We start from the raw sequence: 16,748 nt of genomic DNA, 5'->3' as shown, positions 1-16,748 counted from the left end.
TGAAAATCACCCGTGCCTTCTTTGTTTTTTCATCGCTAACATAAAACGTGGAATCGCTAATGCGCGTTTCCATCGGCTAGGTTGTGATAATATTCGGTATAACCACTCCAAGTTAAACCTCACCCAAAAATCAGGAGCTCGCTTCGTACACCCCGAAAGAACATCGAAACTACCACCAACTCCCATAAATATACCTTTATCAAATTTATCTAAGTGAGTTGATATCCATCGTTCTTGCCGAGGAAAACCTAATGCCAAAAACACAAAATCCGCCTGCTTTACTAAAATATCCTCAGCAATCGCCTCCGAATCAGAAGCGGTAAAATAACCATCACGAGCACCGACAACCTCGATACCCTTATATTTAAATTTCACATGTTCAATTAACTTATCTATAATATTTGGCTTAGCCCCAACAAAATATACGCTCATATTCATTTCATTCGCCTTTTCGAGAAGTCCTAGCATTGTATCATAGCCAGTTACTCTTCCTTTAAGCGGCTTCCCAATACTCTTTGCAGCCTTAACCACTCCAATACCATCTGCAACAATATAATCTGCCTGCTGAATCGCTCGGTTAAATTCCAGATCTTGTTGCGCATGCATTACTATTTCAGGATTAGCCGTCACAATAAATCTCCGCTCTTTATTTACAGCAGCATCAATCAATTCATCCACAAAAGCATTCTGAGAAACATTGTAAAATGGAATACCTAAAATCTCAACAGTCCGTTTCATATGTTCACTCCTATATTTCTCATATCTCTAAGTTTATCATAAATATTCGATTCTTCCTATGCTAAATTATATATTCTCCCACCACTTCATTTATGTACCTACTAGGAAAGCGCAAAAATTCGCGATTGATAAATATCAACCGCGAATTCATAAAATTTCTATTTAGTTTAGAATCTGAACTTTTACAGTTTTAACGCCCCAATTATAACATGCTTGTACGCTGTCTAAATGAACATCAATTTTATGACCTTTAATAGCTCCACCTGTATCAGCAGCAATCGCTTCTCCGTATCCTTCTACGTAAACTTTAGAACCTAGAGGGATGACGGATGGGTCAACAGCTATAACTCTTGGATTATCATTTAAATCAATTCCAGAAGCTGTAATATGCCCCATACCTGGTTCAGCCTTACTATATGCTGTAGCAGTAACAGTTACTTCCTTCGCTACACTTCTAGACGAACTCTTATTTGAGCTTTGTGTTTGCTTACTTGGAGTACTAGTTGTTGCCTTCTGTTGTTTTTGTGGTGCTTTCTCTTGAACTGCTGATGCATCGGATTTAGTTTCTTGCTTTGGTGCAACAGAATCAGAAGTTGTTTCTTTAGACTGAGTACTACCGATATTCAAAGTCTCACCCGCAATAATTAAATCTGACGATAAAGAATTCCAAGATTTTAACTGAGCAACTGTGACATTATTATCTAGAGCAATCTTGCTTAGCGTATCACCGGGTACAATTTTGTATGTACCTGTAGTTGTTTTAGGAGTTTGGTTAACTGTCACTTCTAGTTTTTGATTTGGGAAAATAATGTTTGAGCTTAAATCATTAATTTTCTTCAATTGACCTATGGAGATGTTATTCTCATTCGAAATTTTCCATAGTGAGTCTCCTGGTTGAACCGTATATTCTGCTGCACTAACTTGAGTGGATCCAATCCCAGCTAGGACGACGCCTGCCGCAATTGTAGCTACTGTTTTCTTCATGTAATAATTACCTCCTCGATAACTTCGAGAATAATCGTATCATACGAGCGAACATCATTGGGTTACTAAATCATTAAGGCTACGTAACACACTACTCCAAACCACCTCGTTATGTGTAACATTAGTTAATAAACTATCTTATCTGAATTTTGTATCTATTAAGCATTTAGATTAGTAATAGATAACTTTATTCGCTACACCTTCATTTCAAAGTGTTTTACACTACTTCCAATTTAAACCATTATCGTTAACTAATTTAATTAATTTATGTCAATACATATTATTGGACAATATATACATTTCAAAAGTAACTCTAAATCTCTTGTTTTCTCATAAAACAAGTATTTCTTTTGCCAGTTTTTGAGATGCTATACCATTAATATAACAAGACATTACAATTATTAATGTGTATTCAATTACTCGCTTCCACAGTCATTTCTAAATCATCTTTCTTTCCCTCCTTATTTTTACTTAAAAATCTTATTTTATCCACCAGTACCTCTGTTACGTATACTTTCTTGTCCTCTCTATTCACGTAATTTCTTGTTTGTAATTCACCTTTTATACCTACTAAAGTACCTTTTCGGCAATATTCAACGGTATTTTCTGCTTGTTTTCCCCAAACTACACATGGAATAAAATCTGCCTCACTATCCGATCTACCGCTCCTCCCAAATCGATTCAAGGCTACGGTGATGTTAACAACTCCCTTTTCCTCTGATGTAAAGCGCATTTCTGGATTCTCCGTAAGCCTACCCACCAACGTTACCTGATTAATCATATTCTATTCCTCTTTTCTATATTTAGTGACACAAGCATACTCCCTTATACACTATATGTAAAATAGTCAAAAAAAAGATTTAATTATTTTAAGAAGCTCAAAACCATCTTTCACCTTAGAACAAAATAGAAATTTTCATCTCGAACCTTGCTCAAAAATCAATATTCAAAGTTTCTACATCTTTTGTAGTGCTTTTTTTTATATCAAAAACCTGCTATTCTAATATCAACCTAGAAATCTCAACTATAGAAAAAACCGCAATATTATATTGCGGCCAGCGTGTCGACAAACACTCATTTTCGTCGTTAAAAAATCCGTTCCAGTGCTCTTCTACACTGCGTTTCGCATAACTTCTCACATGGTCGAGGATAAGACTCCCTCCCTGTTTTCAGTCAACGTATTCTAGTACGCTCCGCACTTGTACTTATTTTTGCCTAGAAACTAAGCATTTGTTGCCACGCTGAAATTTGGTCGGACATCACTATGAAGTAGTTTTTCTACAGTCTGACCGCAATATTATATTGCGACAGGTTCTTAACTATTTTATATCGGTTAATGCAAACATTATTTCGGCTTCACAGACTAACTCGTCCTCAACAGTTGCTCTGACATGCGCCTTAGCAATTGAGCCACGTAAACGAAGAATTTCGGCCTCTAGACGTAACTGGTCACCAGGAACAACTTGGCGTTTAAATCTACAGCCATCAATGCCTGCAAAGAGACCAATTTTTCCTTGATTACCTGCTACCTGCATCATGGCAATACCGCTTGTTTGGGCCAATGCTTCTACAATTAGAACCCCTGGCATAACTGGGTATTGAGGGAAATGCCCATTAAAAAATTCTTCATTTGCAGTGACATTTTTGATGGCCACTACTTTCTTTTCCTCTAATTCAATTACCCTATCTACCAACAAAAATGGGTAACGGTGTGGTAATATTTTTTTGATTTCACTAATATCTAACATTTCATACCTCCGAACAATGATACATGAATATTAATTCACCTTTTGGATCTACCTCATTTGTATTAGAAAAGCCGTGCCTTTCATAAAAGCTTCTGGCATATTTATTTTCTTTTGTAAAGCTTAACAGTATTTTTTTGATTTTAAATTGGATCTTTATACACTCTAGCAAATACACTAGAAATTGATGGCCTAACCCTTGTCCTTGATAACTCTTATCAATCATAAAACGATCTAGCCAAATCGCATCTTGTTCATGACAACCATACATTGCAAAACCCACTAGAACGTCATTTGAATAGAGTCCTATAGGGTACCAACCAGCCGTGTAATGAGACTCTACGATAGAGCAGGCATTTGACTCAATAAAGTTTTCTTGGCTTGGATGCACCTTAAGGTTAATGATATGATACCAATTTGATTGGTCTACACGCTCAATTCTGAGAGACAATCTACCACCTCAAACAGTTTTAAATTCTATTTTTCTTAATCCGTGCTGTATTTTCCAATAGTATCCCCGTACCGATTGCAACAGCATCTAACGGATTTTCAGCCAGCAAGACAGGAACTTTTAATTCTTCAGCTAAGAGCTCATCTAAACCATGTAACAACGCCCCTCCACCAGTCAGGATGACTCCACGATCAATAATATCTGCTGAAAGCTCTGGTGGTGTCTGCTCTAATACTTGTTTTGCAGCTTGCACAATAACATGAACAGACTCTCTTAAAGCTAATTCAATTTCTTCGCTAGTTACTGTTATGGTTTTAGGTAATCCAGAAACTAAGTCACGGCCTCTAATGTCCATTGATTCGTGTCTCGCTCCACTAGATGCAGTTGCTACATTAATTTTTAACTCTTCTGACGTTCTTTCACCTATCAGAAGATTATACTGCCGTTTAATATACTGTAGAATATCACCATCCAGCTGATTTCCCGCGAGTTTTACTGATTTGCTCGTTACAATATCGCCCATGGATAAAACAGCTATATCTGTAGTGCCGCCACCAATATCTATAACCATGTTTCCACTCGGTTGGAAAATATCCATACCCGCACCTATCGCAGCTACTTTAGGCTCCTCTTCCATAAACACTTGTTTACCACCACTTTGCTCAGCGGCTTGCCTTATCGCTTTTTGCTCTACCGAAGTGATATTGGTTGGGCAACAAATTAAAATTCTGGGCTTAGAAAAGAAACCTTTTAAATCTAGTTTTTGTATGAAAAAACGTAACATTTCTTGAACAATATCGAAATCTGCAATTACACCATCTTTCATTGGTTTAATGGCTGTAATATTTCCCGGTGTTCTTCCTACCATGTTCCTCGCCTCTGTACCCACTGCCAGAACTTCATTTGTAGTGTTATTAATTGCTACAACAGATGGTTCATTTAATACAATACCTTTTCCTTTTACGTGAATCAGAACATTTGCAGTACCTAAATCTATTCCCACATCTTTTGCCATGATTAATAATGACCCCTTTCTGTGTTGTTTCTATGTATTGCTTCATACTACCTCTTTTGCATTATAGCATACTTCTTTTAACATATATATCTTTTCACCAAAAGGAAAGTGAGAAAGTTTTTTACACATAAAAAAACTAGGCCAATTGCATGACCTAGCATTTTTATTTATTTGGTTGCTACATTCAAATTAGCTTTCTCAGTATTTGGCGTACGCTCAATATCTGCGCCTAGTGCTTTAAGTTTAATATGGAAATTATGGTAGCCTCTATCAAGATACTTTAATTCCGTTACTTGTGTATATCCATCGGCAACCAATCCTGCCAGAACTAGAGCTGCAGCTGCACGTAAATCTGTTGCTGCAACCTCGGCACCTTGAAGCTTAGCTGGACCAGAAATAATCACAGAATGTCCTTCAATTTTCATGTCAGCATTCATCCGACGCATTTCTTCAACATGCATAAATCTATTTTCGAAAACAGTCTCTGTCATAACACTAGTACCAGTGCTTAGCATTTGGATAACCATCATTTGTGACTGCATATCTGTGGGGAAACCTGGGTGTGGCAATGTTTTTACATCCACAGCCTTCAAATTTTTAGGACCGATAACCCGTACCCCATTGTTCTCTTCAATAATTTGAACGCCCATTTCTTCTAATTTAGCAATCAGTGAGCTAATATGTTCTGGCACCATGTCTTCGATAAATACATTTCCTTCTGTAATAGCGGCTGCAATCATGAAAGTACCCGCTTCGATTCGGTCAGGAATAATAGAATGGTCTGTGGCGGTTAGCTCCTCCACGCCTTCAATACGAATAACTTCTGTTCCTGCACCAATAACACGCGCCCCCATTTGGTTCAAGAAGTTTGCTAAATCTACAATTTCAGGTTCTCTTGCTACGTTCTCGATAACAGTCGTACCTTCTGCTAATGTCGCGGCCATCATGATATTCTGAGTCGCCCCAACACTAGGGAAATCAAGATATATTTTGGCACCTACTAATTTTTTTGCAGTCGCTTCAATATAGCCATTTTCAATTCTTACATTAGCGCCCATTGCTTCAAAGCCTTTTAAATGCAAATCAACCGGACGTGAACCAATGGCACAACCGCCCGGAAGTGCTACTCTCGCCGAACCTGTTCGAGCTAATAATGGCCCCATAACAACGATAGAAGCACGCATTTTGCGAACGTATTCGAATGGTGTATCCGACAAAATATCTCCTGTGGCATTTACCGTAACAACATCGCCTTCAAAAGATACATCTGCTTTTAGGTATTTCAAAACTTCATTGATAGTATAAACATCCGATAATTGTGGTACATTTCTTAACGTGCTTGTTCCTTTGCTAGCTAATAAGGTAGCGGCGATAACAGGTAACACAGCATTTTTTGCACCTTCAACTTTTACTGTTCCCTGTAACTTGTTCCCACCACGGACAATAATTTTTTCCAAAACGAACCCCTCCGCGTATTAATTACTCTATTCATATTTGATATACATCACTTAAAATTAATCTTGAAATGCATTCTTATTTTTTCATACTCTGAACATTTTACCATTAATGCCTACCACTTTTCAACACTAATTTTAAGAGAGTTATATCAATTTCGAACATGTATAAATTTTTTAATTAACTTCCAAACATATTACCTATTTGTCTTGCTGAAATAAAATAATCTAAAAAGAAATTGCTAATTGTAACACCTAATGCTACAGCGATTATTAGATACAACACCCTGGCTTGTATTACGTGATCCCGACGTATTAACTTTTCAAAATGGAGCGCTTGGAGTGCCCAAAAAGCAATCACAATAAAAAGTAAGTGCGAAACCATAACGATAATTGCCTGCTGTCCAATAACTGTATACATTTGCTACCTCCAAAAATTTTATCAGCCTCTACTATTCTACCAGTATTATCAGGTAATAACAATTTTTATATGCTTTTTATTTAATAAAGTATTAATGAGCTTGGAGTTATTATCCACTTTTACATGAATTACTCCAAACTCATTATCTTACTTTTTGTTGTATGCGTGAATTCGATTTACTGCTTTTTGAAGAGCTATCTCTGCTTTTAGTTCGTCAACTTGTCTGCTCTTCGCATCTCTTAGTTCATCCTCGGCACGCTGTCTAGCAGCCTCGGCACGAACAATATCAATCTCTTCTTCTCGTTCGGCAGTGTCTGCTAATATGTTTACTTCTTCACCGTTTACTTCCATAAAGCCGCCATTTACAGCAACCCATTCTTCTTTGCCATCATGCTTTAAACGCACCACGTCAATTTTTAAAGGGGCTACTAAAGGAACATGACCAGGTAAAATGCCTAATTCGCCGGCTTTTGTTCTTGCGATGACCATACTTGCTTCACCGCTAAAAACAGGACCATCTGGAGTAACAATACTTACATTTAAAATGCCCATGTGTATCTCCTCCTGCTTTTATTAGACTTCAACGCCCATTCCCTTGGCTTTTTCGATGACTTCTTCAATGCGACCTAATGATCGGAACGCATCTTCAGGAAGGTGATCATATTTACCTGCAAGAATATCTTGGAAACCTTTTACCGTTTCTTTCACTGGCACGTAAGAACCTTTTTGACCAGTAAATTGTTCGGCAACGTGGAAGTTTTGACTTAAGAAGAATTGCACGCGACGAGCACGTCCAACTGCTTGTTTATCTTCATCAGACAATTCGTCCATACCTAAGATTGCGATGATATCTTGTAATTCTTTATAGCGTTGCAATAGTTGCTGTACCTGCGTTGCGACTTCGTAATGATCTTCTCCAACGATATCTGGAGCAAGGGCACGTGACGTTGACGCCAATGGATCTACCGCAGGGTAAATGCCTTGTTCTGTTAATTTACGCTCCAAGTTGGTTGTTGCATCTAAATGGGCGAATGTTGTTGCTGGTGCTGGGTCAGTATAGTCATCGGCTGGTACATAGATTGCTTGAATAGATGTAACAGATCCAACATTTGTGGATGTGATACGTTCTTGCAATTGTCCCATTTCAGTAGCCAGTGTTGGCTGGTACCCTACGGCTGATGGCATACGACCAAGCAATGCAGAAACCTCGGAACCGGCTTGTGTGAATCGGAAAATGTTATCGATGAATAGCAACACATCTTGATGTTCTACATCACGGAAATATTCTGCAATTGTCAAACCAGTTAAGGCAACACGCATACGTGCGCCTGGTGGCTCGTTCATTTGACCGAATACCATTGCTGTTTTTTCAATAACGCCCGAGTCTTTCATTTCAAAATAAAGATCATTACCTTCACGAGTACGTTCACCTACGCCGGCAAACACCGAAATACCACCATGCTCTTGGGCAATATTGTGAATGAGCTCTTGAATAAGTACTGTTTTACCTACACCAGCACCACCGAACAATCCGATTTTACCACCTTTAACGTAAGGTGCTAGTAAATCTACTACTTTAATTCCTGTTTCCAAAATTTCTGTCGTAGTAGATAGCTCATCGAATGTAGGAGCTGAGCGATGAATTTTATTGCGTTGAACGTCACTTGCGATCGGCTCATCTAAATCAATTGTTTCTCCAAGTACGTTGAACACCCGTCCAAGAGTAATATTTCCAACTGGAACTGTGATTGGGCTTTCGGTATCAATAACCGTCATACCTCTTTGAACGCCATCTGTTGAAGCCATCGCAATGGTACGAACAACATTGTCGCCTAAATGGATAGCTACTTCAAGCGTAAGTTTCACACTTTTTTCCTCTTCGGATAGTGCTTTATGTTCAACTTTAAGCGCGCTGTAGATTTCTGGTAAATGATTATCAAACTTTACATCTACAACGGGACCCATAACTTGGATTATTCGTCCTTCAGTCATGCGATTTTCCTCCTCACTTGCTTTTCCCTCGTTGGGAGCTTTTAGGGTGGATAAACGAACCCTCAAATAATTATTCGAGAGCCGCCACACCACCGATAATTTCAGTTATTTCTTGCGTAATCGCAGCTTGGCGAGCACGATTATATTGTAATGATAAATCATCGATAATATCAGTTGCATTGTCAGTCGCGCTTCTCATAGCTGTCATACGGGCAGCATGCTCTGCGGCTTTGGCATCCAAAATGGCACCGAAAATCAGACTCTCGACATATTGCGGCAATAATACTTCTAAAATTTCGCCTTCAGAAGGTTCAAATTCATATGTTGTTAAATCATGCTCTGTCTCATTTTCATGAAACTCCGTGAGTGGCAACAATTTATCGTTCCTAATGGCTTGAGAAATCGAGTTCACGTGATGATTGTAGACGATGAACACTTCATCAAAAACGCCATCTTCAAACATTTGAACGGTATTACGCGCAACATCTTTAACCTCGGCAAAAATTGGATGATCCGAAATGCTTTGTACTTCTAAAACAACATTCATATCGCGGGCTTTAAAAAAGTCTGCGCCAGCTCTCCCAAGAGCGATAATTGCATATTCATCGCTTGAGGTATGCTTTTGTTGAATTTGTTTGTAGACTTCTTTGATAGCGTTGCTGTTATAAGCACCTGCCAAACCTTTATGCGAAGTAACTACGATATAGCCTGTTCTGTGGACTGCTCGTGATACTAGCATTGGGTGGTCTGCGCTGTTTCCAGAAGCAACATGGGTTACAACATCTCGAATTTTCTCTACATACGGGGCATAGGCTCTTGCTTTTTCTTCTGCACGACCAAGTTTGGATGCAGAAACCATTTGCATCGCCTTTGTAATCTGGCTGGTTTTCTTTGTAGACGTGATTCGCTGTTTAATATCTATTAAAGATGCCAAAGATTTTCACCACCTTTGTTTCGTTTGTTCAGCAAAAACTGATTAGGATTCTGAAGGAACAAATGTATTTTTGAATTCTTTAATCGCACTGTCTAATTCTGCTTCGTCTGGTAATGATTTCGTTGTACGAATTGTTTCCAATAGTTCTGGACGGTTATGATCGAACCACGTATTCATTTCACTTTCAAAACGTAGCACATCTGTTACAGGAACATCATCTAGGAAAGAGTGAACCAATGTGTACAGGATTAGGATTTGTTTTTCAACTTTTAGCGGTTTGTGTAAATCTTGTTTTAGAACTTCTACTGTGCGTTTACCACGTTCTAATTTAGCACGTGTTGCTGCGTCAAGATCTGACCCAAATTGCGAGAATGATTCTAGCTCACGGTAAGACGCTAAATCTAGACGAAGCGTCCCAGCAACTTTTTTCATAGCTTTAATTTGTGCTGATCCACCAACACGGGATACGGATAACCCGGCATTTATTGCGGGACGTACACCAGAGAAGAATAAATCTGATTGCAAGAAAATCTGACCGTCTGTTATCGAGATAACGTTCGTAGGAATATAAGCAGAGATATCTCCGGCTTGTGTTTCTACGAATGGTAAGGCAGTGATTGAGCCGCCACCTAATGAGTCATTCAATTTTGCAGCACGTTCTAATAAGCGGGAGTGTAAGTAGAAAACATCTCCTGGATAGGCTTCACGACCTGGAGGACGACGAAGTAGCAAGGAAAGTTCACGATATGCAGCAGCTTGTTTAGATAAATCATCATAAATAATCAAAACGTGCTTGCCGTTATACATGAATTCTTCACCCATCGCAACACCAGCGTATGGAGCTAAGTATAATAATGGAGCTGGTTGAGATGCAGATGCTGTGACAACGATTGTGTAGTCAAGCGCTCCGTGTTTACGCAATGTTTCTACTGCGGTACGAACTGTTGACTCTTTCTGACCAATAGCAACGTAGATACAAATCATATCTTGGTCCGCTTGGTTTAAGATAGTATCGATTGCCACGGTTGTTTTACCAGTTTGACGGTCACCAATGATTAACTCACGTTGACCACGACCGATTGGAACAAGGGCATCGATTGCTTTAATTCCTGTTTGAAGTGGTTCACTAACCGATTGACGTTGCATAACGCCTGGTGCGATCGCTTCGATTGGACGTGTATTCGTTGTTTCGATTGGTCCTAAGCCATCGACTGGTTGTCCTAATGCATTGACAACACGACCGATAAGGGCGTCACCAACTGGGACTTCCATAATTTTTCCTGTACGACGAACTTCATCGCCTTCACGGATTTCAGTATAAGGCCCCAAAATAATGATACCAACATCATTGGTCTCTAAGTTTTGAGCCATACCCATAACGCCGTTTGAGAACTCAAGAAGCTCCCCAGCCATCGCGTTATCCAATCCGTGAGCACGCGCGATACCATCACCAATATAGGTAACTGTTCCGACATCGCTAACTTTTAGCTCAGATTGATAATTTTCAATTTGTTGCTTTATGAGAGAACTAATCTCTTCAGCTTTTATGCTCATCAAATTCACCCCTTGTTACACTGAAAGCCTACAATTTAATTTGTCGCTCCAGGTCTCTTAGTTTAGATTTTAGACTGCCGTCATAGATACGGTTTCCAATAACTACCCGCACGCCTCCTAGAAGAGTCGGATCGATATGATTATGAATATTTAACTCGTTTTTAGCCATTTTTGCTGCAAATGCTTTGGATAGTTCTGCTTCCTCTGTCTTTGAAAGCGGGATAACAGAATAAACTTCCGCATCAGCAATGCCACGAGCATCTTTTACTTTTTGTAAATAGCGATCAATGATAGTTACTAGGTAATCCTCACGTCCTCGGTCGATTAAAAGGAAAATAAAATCTTGCAATATTGGCGTTAAACCGGTAAAAACACTAGCAATCATATTTTTCTTAGCATCGTCTGTCAGCGTTGGATTTTCGATTAGTGTGGTAAAATCGGTATTTTGTTCTATCGATTCTTTCACAACAGCGAGTTCCGTATCGAACTGATCAATTAATTGCTTCTCTTTTGCAACTTCAAAAAGTGCTACGGCATAACGATTCGCAACCTCAAAATCTTTGCTCATTTATCATCGCCTAGCTTTCCGATATACTCTTGTACAAGTGTAGCTTGTGCTTCTTCATCCAAGTTCTTTTCAATAACTTTGGATGCGATTAGCACAGACAAGGAGCCAACTTGTTCACGAAGCGCTTTGATAGCATCTTCTTTTTCGCGAGTAATGTCACTTTTGGCTTCTTCTTTAATGCGTTCACTTTCAGCACGCGCAACTTTAATGATTTCTTCACGTTCCTTCTCACCAAGCTGTTTTGCGTTCTCAATCATTGTTTGAGATTCTAGACGAGCTTGTTGAAGAACTTCTTTTTGTTCTACTAACAGTGCTTCTGCTTGTACACGACTTTCTTCTGCAGAGTCGATTTCCGATGCGATATGCTCTTCACGGGCCTTCATGACATTCATCAAAGGTTTCCAAGCAAAGATTCGGATTAAGACTAACAAAATACAGAATGATATGACGGTAAAAATAACATCACCAGCTGCAAAAGTGGCTGAACCTAGTGCAATATTAAATCCTAGCACGTTCGATTCACTCCTTTCCATCCATTTCACTTTTTATCGTTTCATGTTTTTTGACACATAAAGGAATGGCGAGTTGGTCCCGCCACGTTTTTGATTACTTATTCATTACCATGAACGCGATAACAACTGCGATGATTGGAAGGGCCTCAACTAAACCAACACCAATGAACATGATTGTTTGTAGCATAGAACGTGCTTCTGGTTGACGAGCAACACCTTCAACTGTTTTTGATACGATAAGTCCGTTACCAATACCTGCTCCTAGAGCTCCTAAACCTACGGCGATTGCTGCTGCGATTGCACCTAATGACATAATTAATATCCTCCTCGAATTATCTTCTAAATTATTTTTGTTTATAAAAAGATTATGGGTTTTGCCCCATAGCTCTGACTTTACTTAGATGTGGCGAGTGTTGCTTAGTGTTCGTCACTTACTTTGTGCGACATATAAACCATTGTCAACACGGTGAATAGGTAGGCTTGAATTGCCCCGATAAATATCGAGAATCCTTGCCAAACAATTGCTGGAATAATCGCAAATACGCCAACTACTGGGTTGATATGTGCTAATTGTAAAGCGATGATGCTTAGCAATACTTCCCCTGCAAAAATGTTACCGTATAGACGCAAACCGAGTGTCAATGTGTTGGCGAACTCTTCTACAAGCTTCAATGGGAATAAAAACTTCATTGGGCTGAAATAAGTTCCTACAACGTAATGCTTAACTCCTCTAAGTTTGATTCCATAATAATGAGTCAACCCGATAATGAGCACGGCCAAGGTTAGTGTTACAATCGGATCGGCAGTAGGTGAACGCCACCATACTTCACCACCGACAGCTATTTGCATTGGCAATCCTAACATATTAGCTACGAAGATAAAGAATATCAGCGTAATACCTAATACGTGGAATCTCCCACCAGTTTTCCAGTCCATATTGCTGTTGATAATGCCTTTAACAAAGTCCATCACCCATTCAATAAAGTTCTGTTTTCCTGTGGGACGCATTTGTAGCTTTCTCGTACAAAAGATAGCAATAAATAGTACGATAACACATGTGATTGTGATCATCAGGACATTAGACAAGTTAAATGCCAATTTCCCTAAGTACCATATTGGAAATTCCTCTTCCAATTTGGTTCACCCCTCTCTCTTTTTAAGCGTTTTTCTTCCGGTAGATGGAATAGATAACAAAATCCAAGAAAACCACGGAATAAACAATGCCCAAACCTATCACCATACTATAAATGTGAAAGAAATCCGGTACTTGTGTCGCAATGATTGTTGCAAGTAGAACGCTTCCCATCCTCGCTGTTGTGCCCATGCCATAAAAGGTTCGCTTCTCGGCAATCGCTTTCGTCATGGCTTGTGTACGTCTCATCAACAGCCAGTAGTTAAACCAACCTACAATAATCCCCAGTTTTAGCCCCAAAAAAATATGTACATGTGGGGTTAGTAACCATCCAGCTACACATATACCGACAAAAGCAATGATGTATTTCTGATGACGATGATACATTCCTATTAGTGATTCTAACATTCCGGCAGATGTCCTTTCTTAATGTTATTGGTATTTCTTGCTCCCCGTCTATAAAATGTGACTCGGATTTTAAGACAGAAGTAAGCTTAGAGTTTGTGATTTTCTACACATGACCCATTTGCTAACAAAAAATTAAACACAGCTGTAAGCCTTATCAGTGCGTCAGTTTTTAGCATACAATAGGCAAAAGTAAAAAGTCAATATCTTTTCACAAATTCCGTACCTACTTAATAATAATTTTACCACAATAACATAGCTTCAAGGAAATAATGCGAATTGATTTTTAACATTTTTTTGAAAAATCTTGTAGATTGCTCTGATTTCACTAGTTACAGGTATTATTTGGATTGGATTTCAAAACCATTTTTACTAAATTACACCTCCAAATTTCATGGAAAGCTCAAATTTTGTTTACACTTTCACATTTAATTATACAAAAAAAGCTCTTACCCGATTTGGCAAAAGACTTTCAGCAAGATACGTGGTTGCGAAAGCTTTCTTTCCAGGGAAAATAGCTAGACACGTACAGCTTGAATATAAAGTTATAATTACCCGGCACACTTTGGTCAATTCTGTCCACGTCTTCATGAATGTAAGACGCCGGCGGGATTGAGACAGTGCTGACTTGCAGCAATTATCCCTTTACGCATTTCATGAACAGCTAAATTTCAGGCTTTTTTGTAATAATATTGTTCATCTTAACACAATCTGCTGTAAACCACTAGCAAAAACTAATCTCGTAATGTATCTGTAATAGTGAGGCGCTTCCATTGGCATTTCTTGCTTTTTCATAGTTTTTTAGATGTAAGAAATCACGTATTATCTAACAAAAGACCATCCTCCGCGTCCAATTTTTTAACGAAAGATGGTCTTACCATTATTATACTGTATAATCTGATGGGCGTTCGGTTGTTTTTTTGAAATGGAATTTGATGGCTTCTAAAATGCGCGCGGATGCTTCACCATCACCATACGGATTGTTCGCATTAGCCATTTTAAGATAGGCATCTTTGTTATCTAGTAAGTCGAATGCTTCTTTTTTCAAATCCTCTTTCGCCGTACCGATAAGTTTTAATGTCCCAGCTTCTACACCTTCTGGTCGCTCAGTTGTATCCCGTAAAACTAAAACGGGCACTCCCATTCCTGGTGCTTCTTCTTGTACACCGCCTGAATCAGTGAACACAAGATACGATTTCTTTAAAAAGTTATGGAAGTCGATGGCGTCTAATGGCTCAATAAGATGAATACGTGGATGGCCGCCAAGAATCGCTGTTGCTTTTTCGCGAACGGCCGGGTTCATATGCATTGGGTACACAATTTCCACATCTTCGCGGGACTCTGCTACTTCACGAACAGCTTCAAAAATCCCCTGCATTGGCGCACCTAAATTCTCACGACGATGTGCCGTCATTAGGATTAGTCGGTTTTCTCCTAGCCCATCAAGAATAGGATGATGATAGTCTTCTTGAACTGTTGTTTTCAGCGCATCAATAGCTGTATTACCTGTAACAAAAATAGTATCTGGATTTTTACCTTCTTCTAGCAGGTTCTGTTTAGATTGTGATGTCGGCGAGAAGTGCAGATCAGCCATCACACCTGTCAGTTGGCGATTTGCTTCCTCTGGGAACGGTGAATATTTATTCCATGTGCGCAAGCCAGCCTCTACATGACCAATCGCCGTTTGATTATAAAAAGCTGCTAAAGCCGCGGCAAAGCTTGTTGTTGTATCACCGTGAACAAGAACGATATCAGGTTTTTCTTCTGCGATAACATCATTCAATCCTTGCATTGCACGCGTGGTGATATCAGTCAATGTTTGTTGTTTCTGCATGATATTTAAGTCAACATCTGGCTGCACGTTGAAAATATCTAGCACTTGATCTAACATTTCGCGATGTTGCGCTGTAATAACGACGCGGGACTCGAAAAATTCTTTTTGTTTCTCGAATTCTAAAACGAGTGGAGCCATTTTTATTGCTTCAGGTCGTGTTCCGAAAACACTCATAACTTTAATTTTACTCATAGTTCCCAACCCTTTCTGAAAAAACGAGGAAACCCTTGCTTCCCCGCTTCATGTTTCTATTATTTTGTGCCAAACAAGCGGTCACCAGCGTCGCCAAGTCCTGGGATAATGTAGCCATGTCCATCTAGTTTTTCATCTAAACCAGCTACGAAAATATCTACATCAGGATGTGCCTCTTGTAATGCTTTAATTCCCTCTGGAGCAGCAACTAAACACATAAATTTCATATTTTTAGCGCCACGTTTTTTCAAGCAATCAATAGCCATGATTGCTGATCCACCTGTTGCAAGCATTGGGTCAACTACAATGAATAGTCGCTCCTCTACATCAGATGGCAACTTTACAAAATACTCCACTGGTTCTAGTGTATCGTGATCACGGTATAGTCCGACATGTCCAACTTTTGCAGCTGGGATGAGAGTTAGGATTCCGTCTGCCATTCCAAGACCTGCGCGTAAAATTGGAACGACACCAAGCTTTTTACCTGCGATTGTTTTTGCGGGGGTTTTTTGTAGTGGTGTTTCAACAACTGTATCTTCTAACTCTACATCGCGTGTAATTTCATATGCCATTAAGGTTGCGACCTCGTTTACTAATTCACGAAATGCCTTTGTTCCAGTATCTTTATCGCGGATAATTGTCAATTTATGTTGGACTAATGGATGATCTATTACGTGTACTTTTGCCATTGTATTCGCTCCTTTAAGGTAAATTTCCTTCTCTTATTGTATCAGAGAATCGCGCTTGTGCAAGTATTAAATCGTTTCGCAAAAAATGCTACAAAAAAAGCCTTACTAACAGTTTTGCTAGTAAGACT

Annotated in this window: 18 protein-coding genes and 1 pseudogene; all 19 read right to left on the bottom strand. The window is 39.1% G+C overall.

Annotated features, from left to right (window positions below):
• Positions 1–6: 6 nt before the first annotated feature.
• Complete coding sequence (locus tag R8925_RS06010) at positions 7–738, bottom strand: WecB/TagA/CpsF family glycosyltransferase (protein ID WP_430534995.1); 732 nt, start codon at positions 736–738, stop codon at positions 7–9.
• Positions 739–900: 162 nt separating this feature from the next.
• Positions 901–1,722 (bottom strand): 3D domain-containing protein, encoded by an 822-nt coding sequence (locus tag R8925_RS06005; protein ID WP_430534994.1) that lies wholly within the window; start codon positions 1,720–1,722, stop codon positions 901–903.
• A 412-nt stretch (positions 1,723–2,134) separates the two neighbouring features.
• Positions 2,135–2,503 carry a single-stranded DNA-binding protein gene (locus R8925_RS06000; protein ID WP_430534993.1) on the bottom strand — a complete coding sequence of 123 codons (369 nt, stop codon included), beginning with the start codon at positions 2,501–2,503 and terminating at the stop codon, positions 2,135–2,137.
• 538 nt (positions 2,504–3,041) lie between these two features.
• On the bottom strand, positions 3,042–3,470 hold the full coding sequence (fabZ, locus tag R8925_RS05995) for a 3-hydroxyacyl-ACP dehydratase FabZ (protein ID WP_430534992.1): 429 nt from the start codon (positions 3,468–3,470) through the stop codon (positions 3,042–3,044).
• Position 3,471: 1 nt separating this feature from the next.
• Positions 3,472–3,918 carry a GNAT family N-acetyltransferase gene (locus tag R8925_RS05990; RefSeq protein ID WP_430534991.1) on the bottom strand — a complete coding sequence of 149 codons (447 nt, stop codon included), beginning with the start codon at positions 3,916–3,918 and terminating at the stop codon, positions 3,472–3,474.
• Positions 3,919–3,937: 19 nt separating this feature from the next.
• Positions 3,938–4,933, bottom strand: a complete 996-nt coding sequence (gene mreB / locus R8925_RS05985; protein ID WP_036073465.1) for a rod shape-determining protein — start codon at positions 4,931–4,933, stop codon at positions 3,938–3,940.
• A 167-nt stretch (positions 4,934–5,100) separates the two neighbouring features.
• A complete protein-coding gene (murA, locus tag R8925_RS05980) occupies positions 5,101–6,390 on the bottom strand; it encodes a UDP-N-acetylglucosamine 1-carboxyvinyltransferase (protein WP_430534990.1) in 1,290 nt (429 codons plus the stop codon).
• A gap of 178 nt (positions 6,391–6,568) precedes the next feature.
• On the bottom strand, positions 6,569–6,808 hold the full coding sequence (locus tag R8925_RS05975; protein WP_036073877.1) for a DUF1146 family protein: 240 nt from the start codon (positions 6,806–6,808) through the stop codon (positions 6,569–6,571).
• 147 nt (positions 6,809–6,955) lie between these two features.
• Positions 6,956–7,360, bottom strand: a complete 405-nt coding sequence (locus tag R8925_RS05970; RefSeq protein ID WP_036073875.1) for a F0F1 ATP synthase subunit epsilon — start codon at positions 7,358–7,360, stop codon at positions 6,956–6,958.
• Between the two features lie 21 nt (positions 7,361–7,381).
• Positions 7,382–8,800, bottom strand: coding sequence for a F0F1 ATP synthase subunit beta (gene atpD / locus R8925_RS05965; RefSeq protein WP_430534989.1), 1,419 nt, complete (start codon positions 8,798–8,800; stop codon positions 7,382–7,384).
• Positions 8,801–8,870: 70 nt separating this feature from the next.
• A complete protein-coding gene (locus R8925_RS05960) occupies positions 8,871–9,734 on the bottom strand; it encodes a F0F1 ATP synthase subunit gamma (RefSeq protein WP_036073869.1) in 864 nt (287 codons plus the stop codon).
• A 42-nt stretch (positions 9,735–9,776) separates the two neighbouring features.
• Positions 9,777–11,288, bottom strand: coding sequence for a F0F1 ATP synthase subunit alpha (gene atpA, locus R8925_RS05955; protein WP_430534988.1), 1,512 nt, complete (start codon positions 11,286–11,288; stop codon positions 9,777–9,779).
• Positions 11,289–11,316: 28 nt separating this feature from the next.
• Complete coding sequence (locus R8925_RS05950) at positions 11,317–11,856, bottom strand: F0F1 ATP synthase subunit delta (RefSeq protein ID WP_430534987.1); 540 nt, start codon at positions 11,854–11,856, stop codon at positions 11,317–11,319.
• A complete protein-coding gene (gene atpF / locus R8925_RS05945) occupies positions 11,853–12,389 on the bottom strand; it encodes a F0F1 ATP synthase subunit B (protein ID WP_430539411.1) in 537 nt (178 codons plus the stop codon). The genes R8925_RS05950 and atpF overlap by 4 nt, the downstream gene beginning before the upstream one ends.
• A 73-nt stretch (positions 12,390–12,462) precedes the next feature.
• Positions 12,463–12,681 (bottom strand): F0F1 ATP synthase subunit C, encoded by a 219-nt coding sequence (gene atpE / locus R8925_RS05940; RefSeq protein WP_036065649.1) that lies wholly within the window; start codon positions 12,679–12,681, stop codon positions 12,463–12,465.
• 104 nt (positions 12,682–12,785) lie between these two features.
• Positions 12,786–13,502, bottom strand: coding sequence for a F0F1 ATP synthase subunit A (gene atpB / locus R8925_RS05935; protein WP_430534985.1), 717 nt, complete (start codon positions 13,500–13,502; stop codon positions 12,786–12,788).
• Between the two features lie 6 nt (positions 13,503–13,508).
• Positions 13,509–13,908 (bottom strand): annotated as a pseudogene (locus R8925_RS05930) (ATP synthase subunit I).
• An 880-nt stretch (positions 13,909–14,788) separates the two neighbouring features.
• Positions 14,789–15,931: a non-hydrolyzing UDP-N-acetylglucosamine 2-epimerase gene (gene wecB, locus R8925_RS05925; protein ID WP_430534984.1), complete on the bottom strand. Its 1,143-nt coding sequence runs from the start codon at positions 15,929–15,931 to the stop codon at positions 14,789–14,791.
• 59 nt (positions 15,932–15,990) lie between these two features.
• Positions 15,991–16,620, bottom strand: a complete 630-nt coding sequence (upp, locus tag R8925_RS05920; protein ID WP_430534983.1) for a uracil phosphoribosyltransferase — start codon at positions 16,618–16,620, stop codon at positions 15,991–15,993.
• Between the last annotated feature and the right edge of the window lie 128 nt (positions 16,621–16,748).

The sequence above is a fragment of the Listeria rocourtiae subsp. hofi genome, from assembly GCF_963575615.1.
Taxonomy (GTDB): domain Bacteria; phylum Bacillota; class Bacilli; order Lactobacillales; family Listeriaceae; genus Listeria_A; species Listeria_A hofi.
This window is presented reverse-complemented; position numbering and strand designations above follow the sequence as displayed.

Coding starts and splice junctions, on each gene's coding strand:
- R8925_RS06010 (WP_430534995.1), bottom strand. CDS start 738: ATGAAACGGACTGTTGAGATTTTAGGTATTCCATTTTACAATGTTTCT.
- R8925_RS06005 (WP_430534994.1), bottom strand. CDS start 1,722: ATGAAGAAAACAGTAGCTACAATTGCGGCAGGCGTCGTCCTAGCTGGG.
- R8925_RS06000 (WP_430534993.1), bottom strand. CDS start 2,503: ATGATTAATCAGGTAACGTTGGTGGGTAGGCTTACGGAGAATCCAGAA.
- fabZ (WP_430534992.1), bottom strand. CDS start 3,470: ATGTTAGATATTAGTGAAATCAAAAAAATATTACCACACCGTTACCCA.
- mreB (WP_036073465.1), bottom strand. CDS start 4,933: ATGGCAAAAGATGTGGGAATAGATTTAGGTACTGCAAATGTTCTGATT.
- R8925_RS05975 (WP_036073877.1), bottom strand. CDS start 6,808: ATGTATACAGTTATTGGACAGCAGGCAATTATCGTTATGGTTTCGCAC.
- R8925_RS05970 (WP_036073875.1), bottom strand. CDS start 7,360: ATGGGCATTTTAAATGTAAGTATTGTTACTCCAGATGGTCCTGTTTTT.
- atpD (WP_430534989.1), bottom strand. CDS start 8,800: ATGACTGAAGGACGAATAATCCAAGTTATGGGTCCCGTTGTAGATGTA.
- atpA (WP_430534988.1), bottom strand. CDS start 11,288: ATGAGCATAAAAGCTGAAGAGATTAGTTCTCTCATAAAGCAACAAATT.
- R8925_RS05950 (WP_430534987.1), bottom strand. CDS start 11,856: ATGAGCAAAGATTTTGAGGTTGCGAATCGTTATGCCGTAGCACTTTTT.
- atpF (WP_430539411.1), bottom strand. CDS start 12,389: ATGGAAAGGAGTGAATCGAACGTGCTAGGATTTAATATTGCACTAGGT.
- atpE (WP_036065649.1), bottom strand. CDS start 12,681: ATGTCATTAGGTGCAATCGCAGCAGCAATCGCCGTAGGTTTAGGAGCT.
- wecB (WP_430534984.1), bottom strand. CDS start 15,931: ATGAGTAAAATTAAAGTTATGAGTGTTTTCGGAACACGACCTGAAGCA.
- upp (WP_430534983.1), bottom strand. CDS start 16,620: ATGGCAAAAGTACACGTAATAGATCATCCATTAGTCCAACATAAATTG.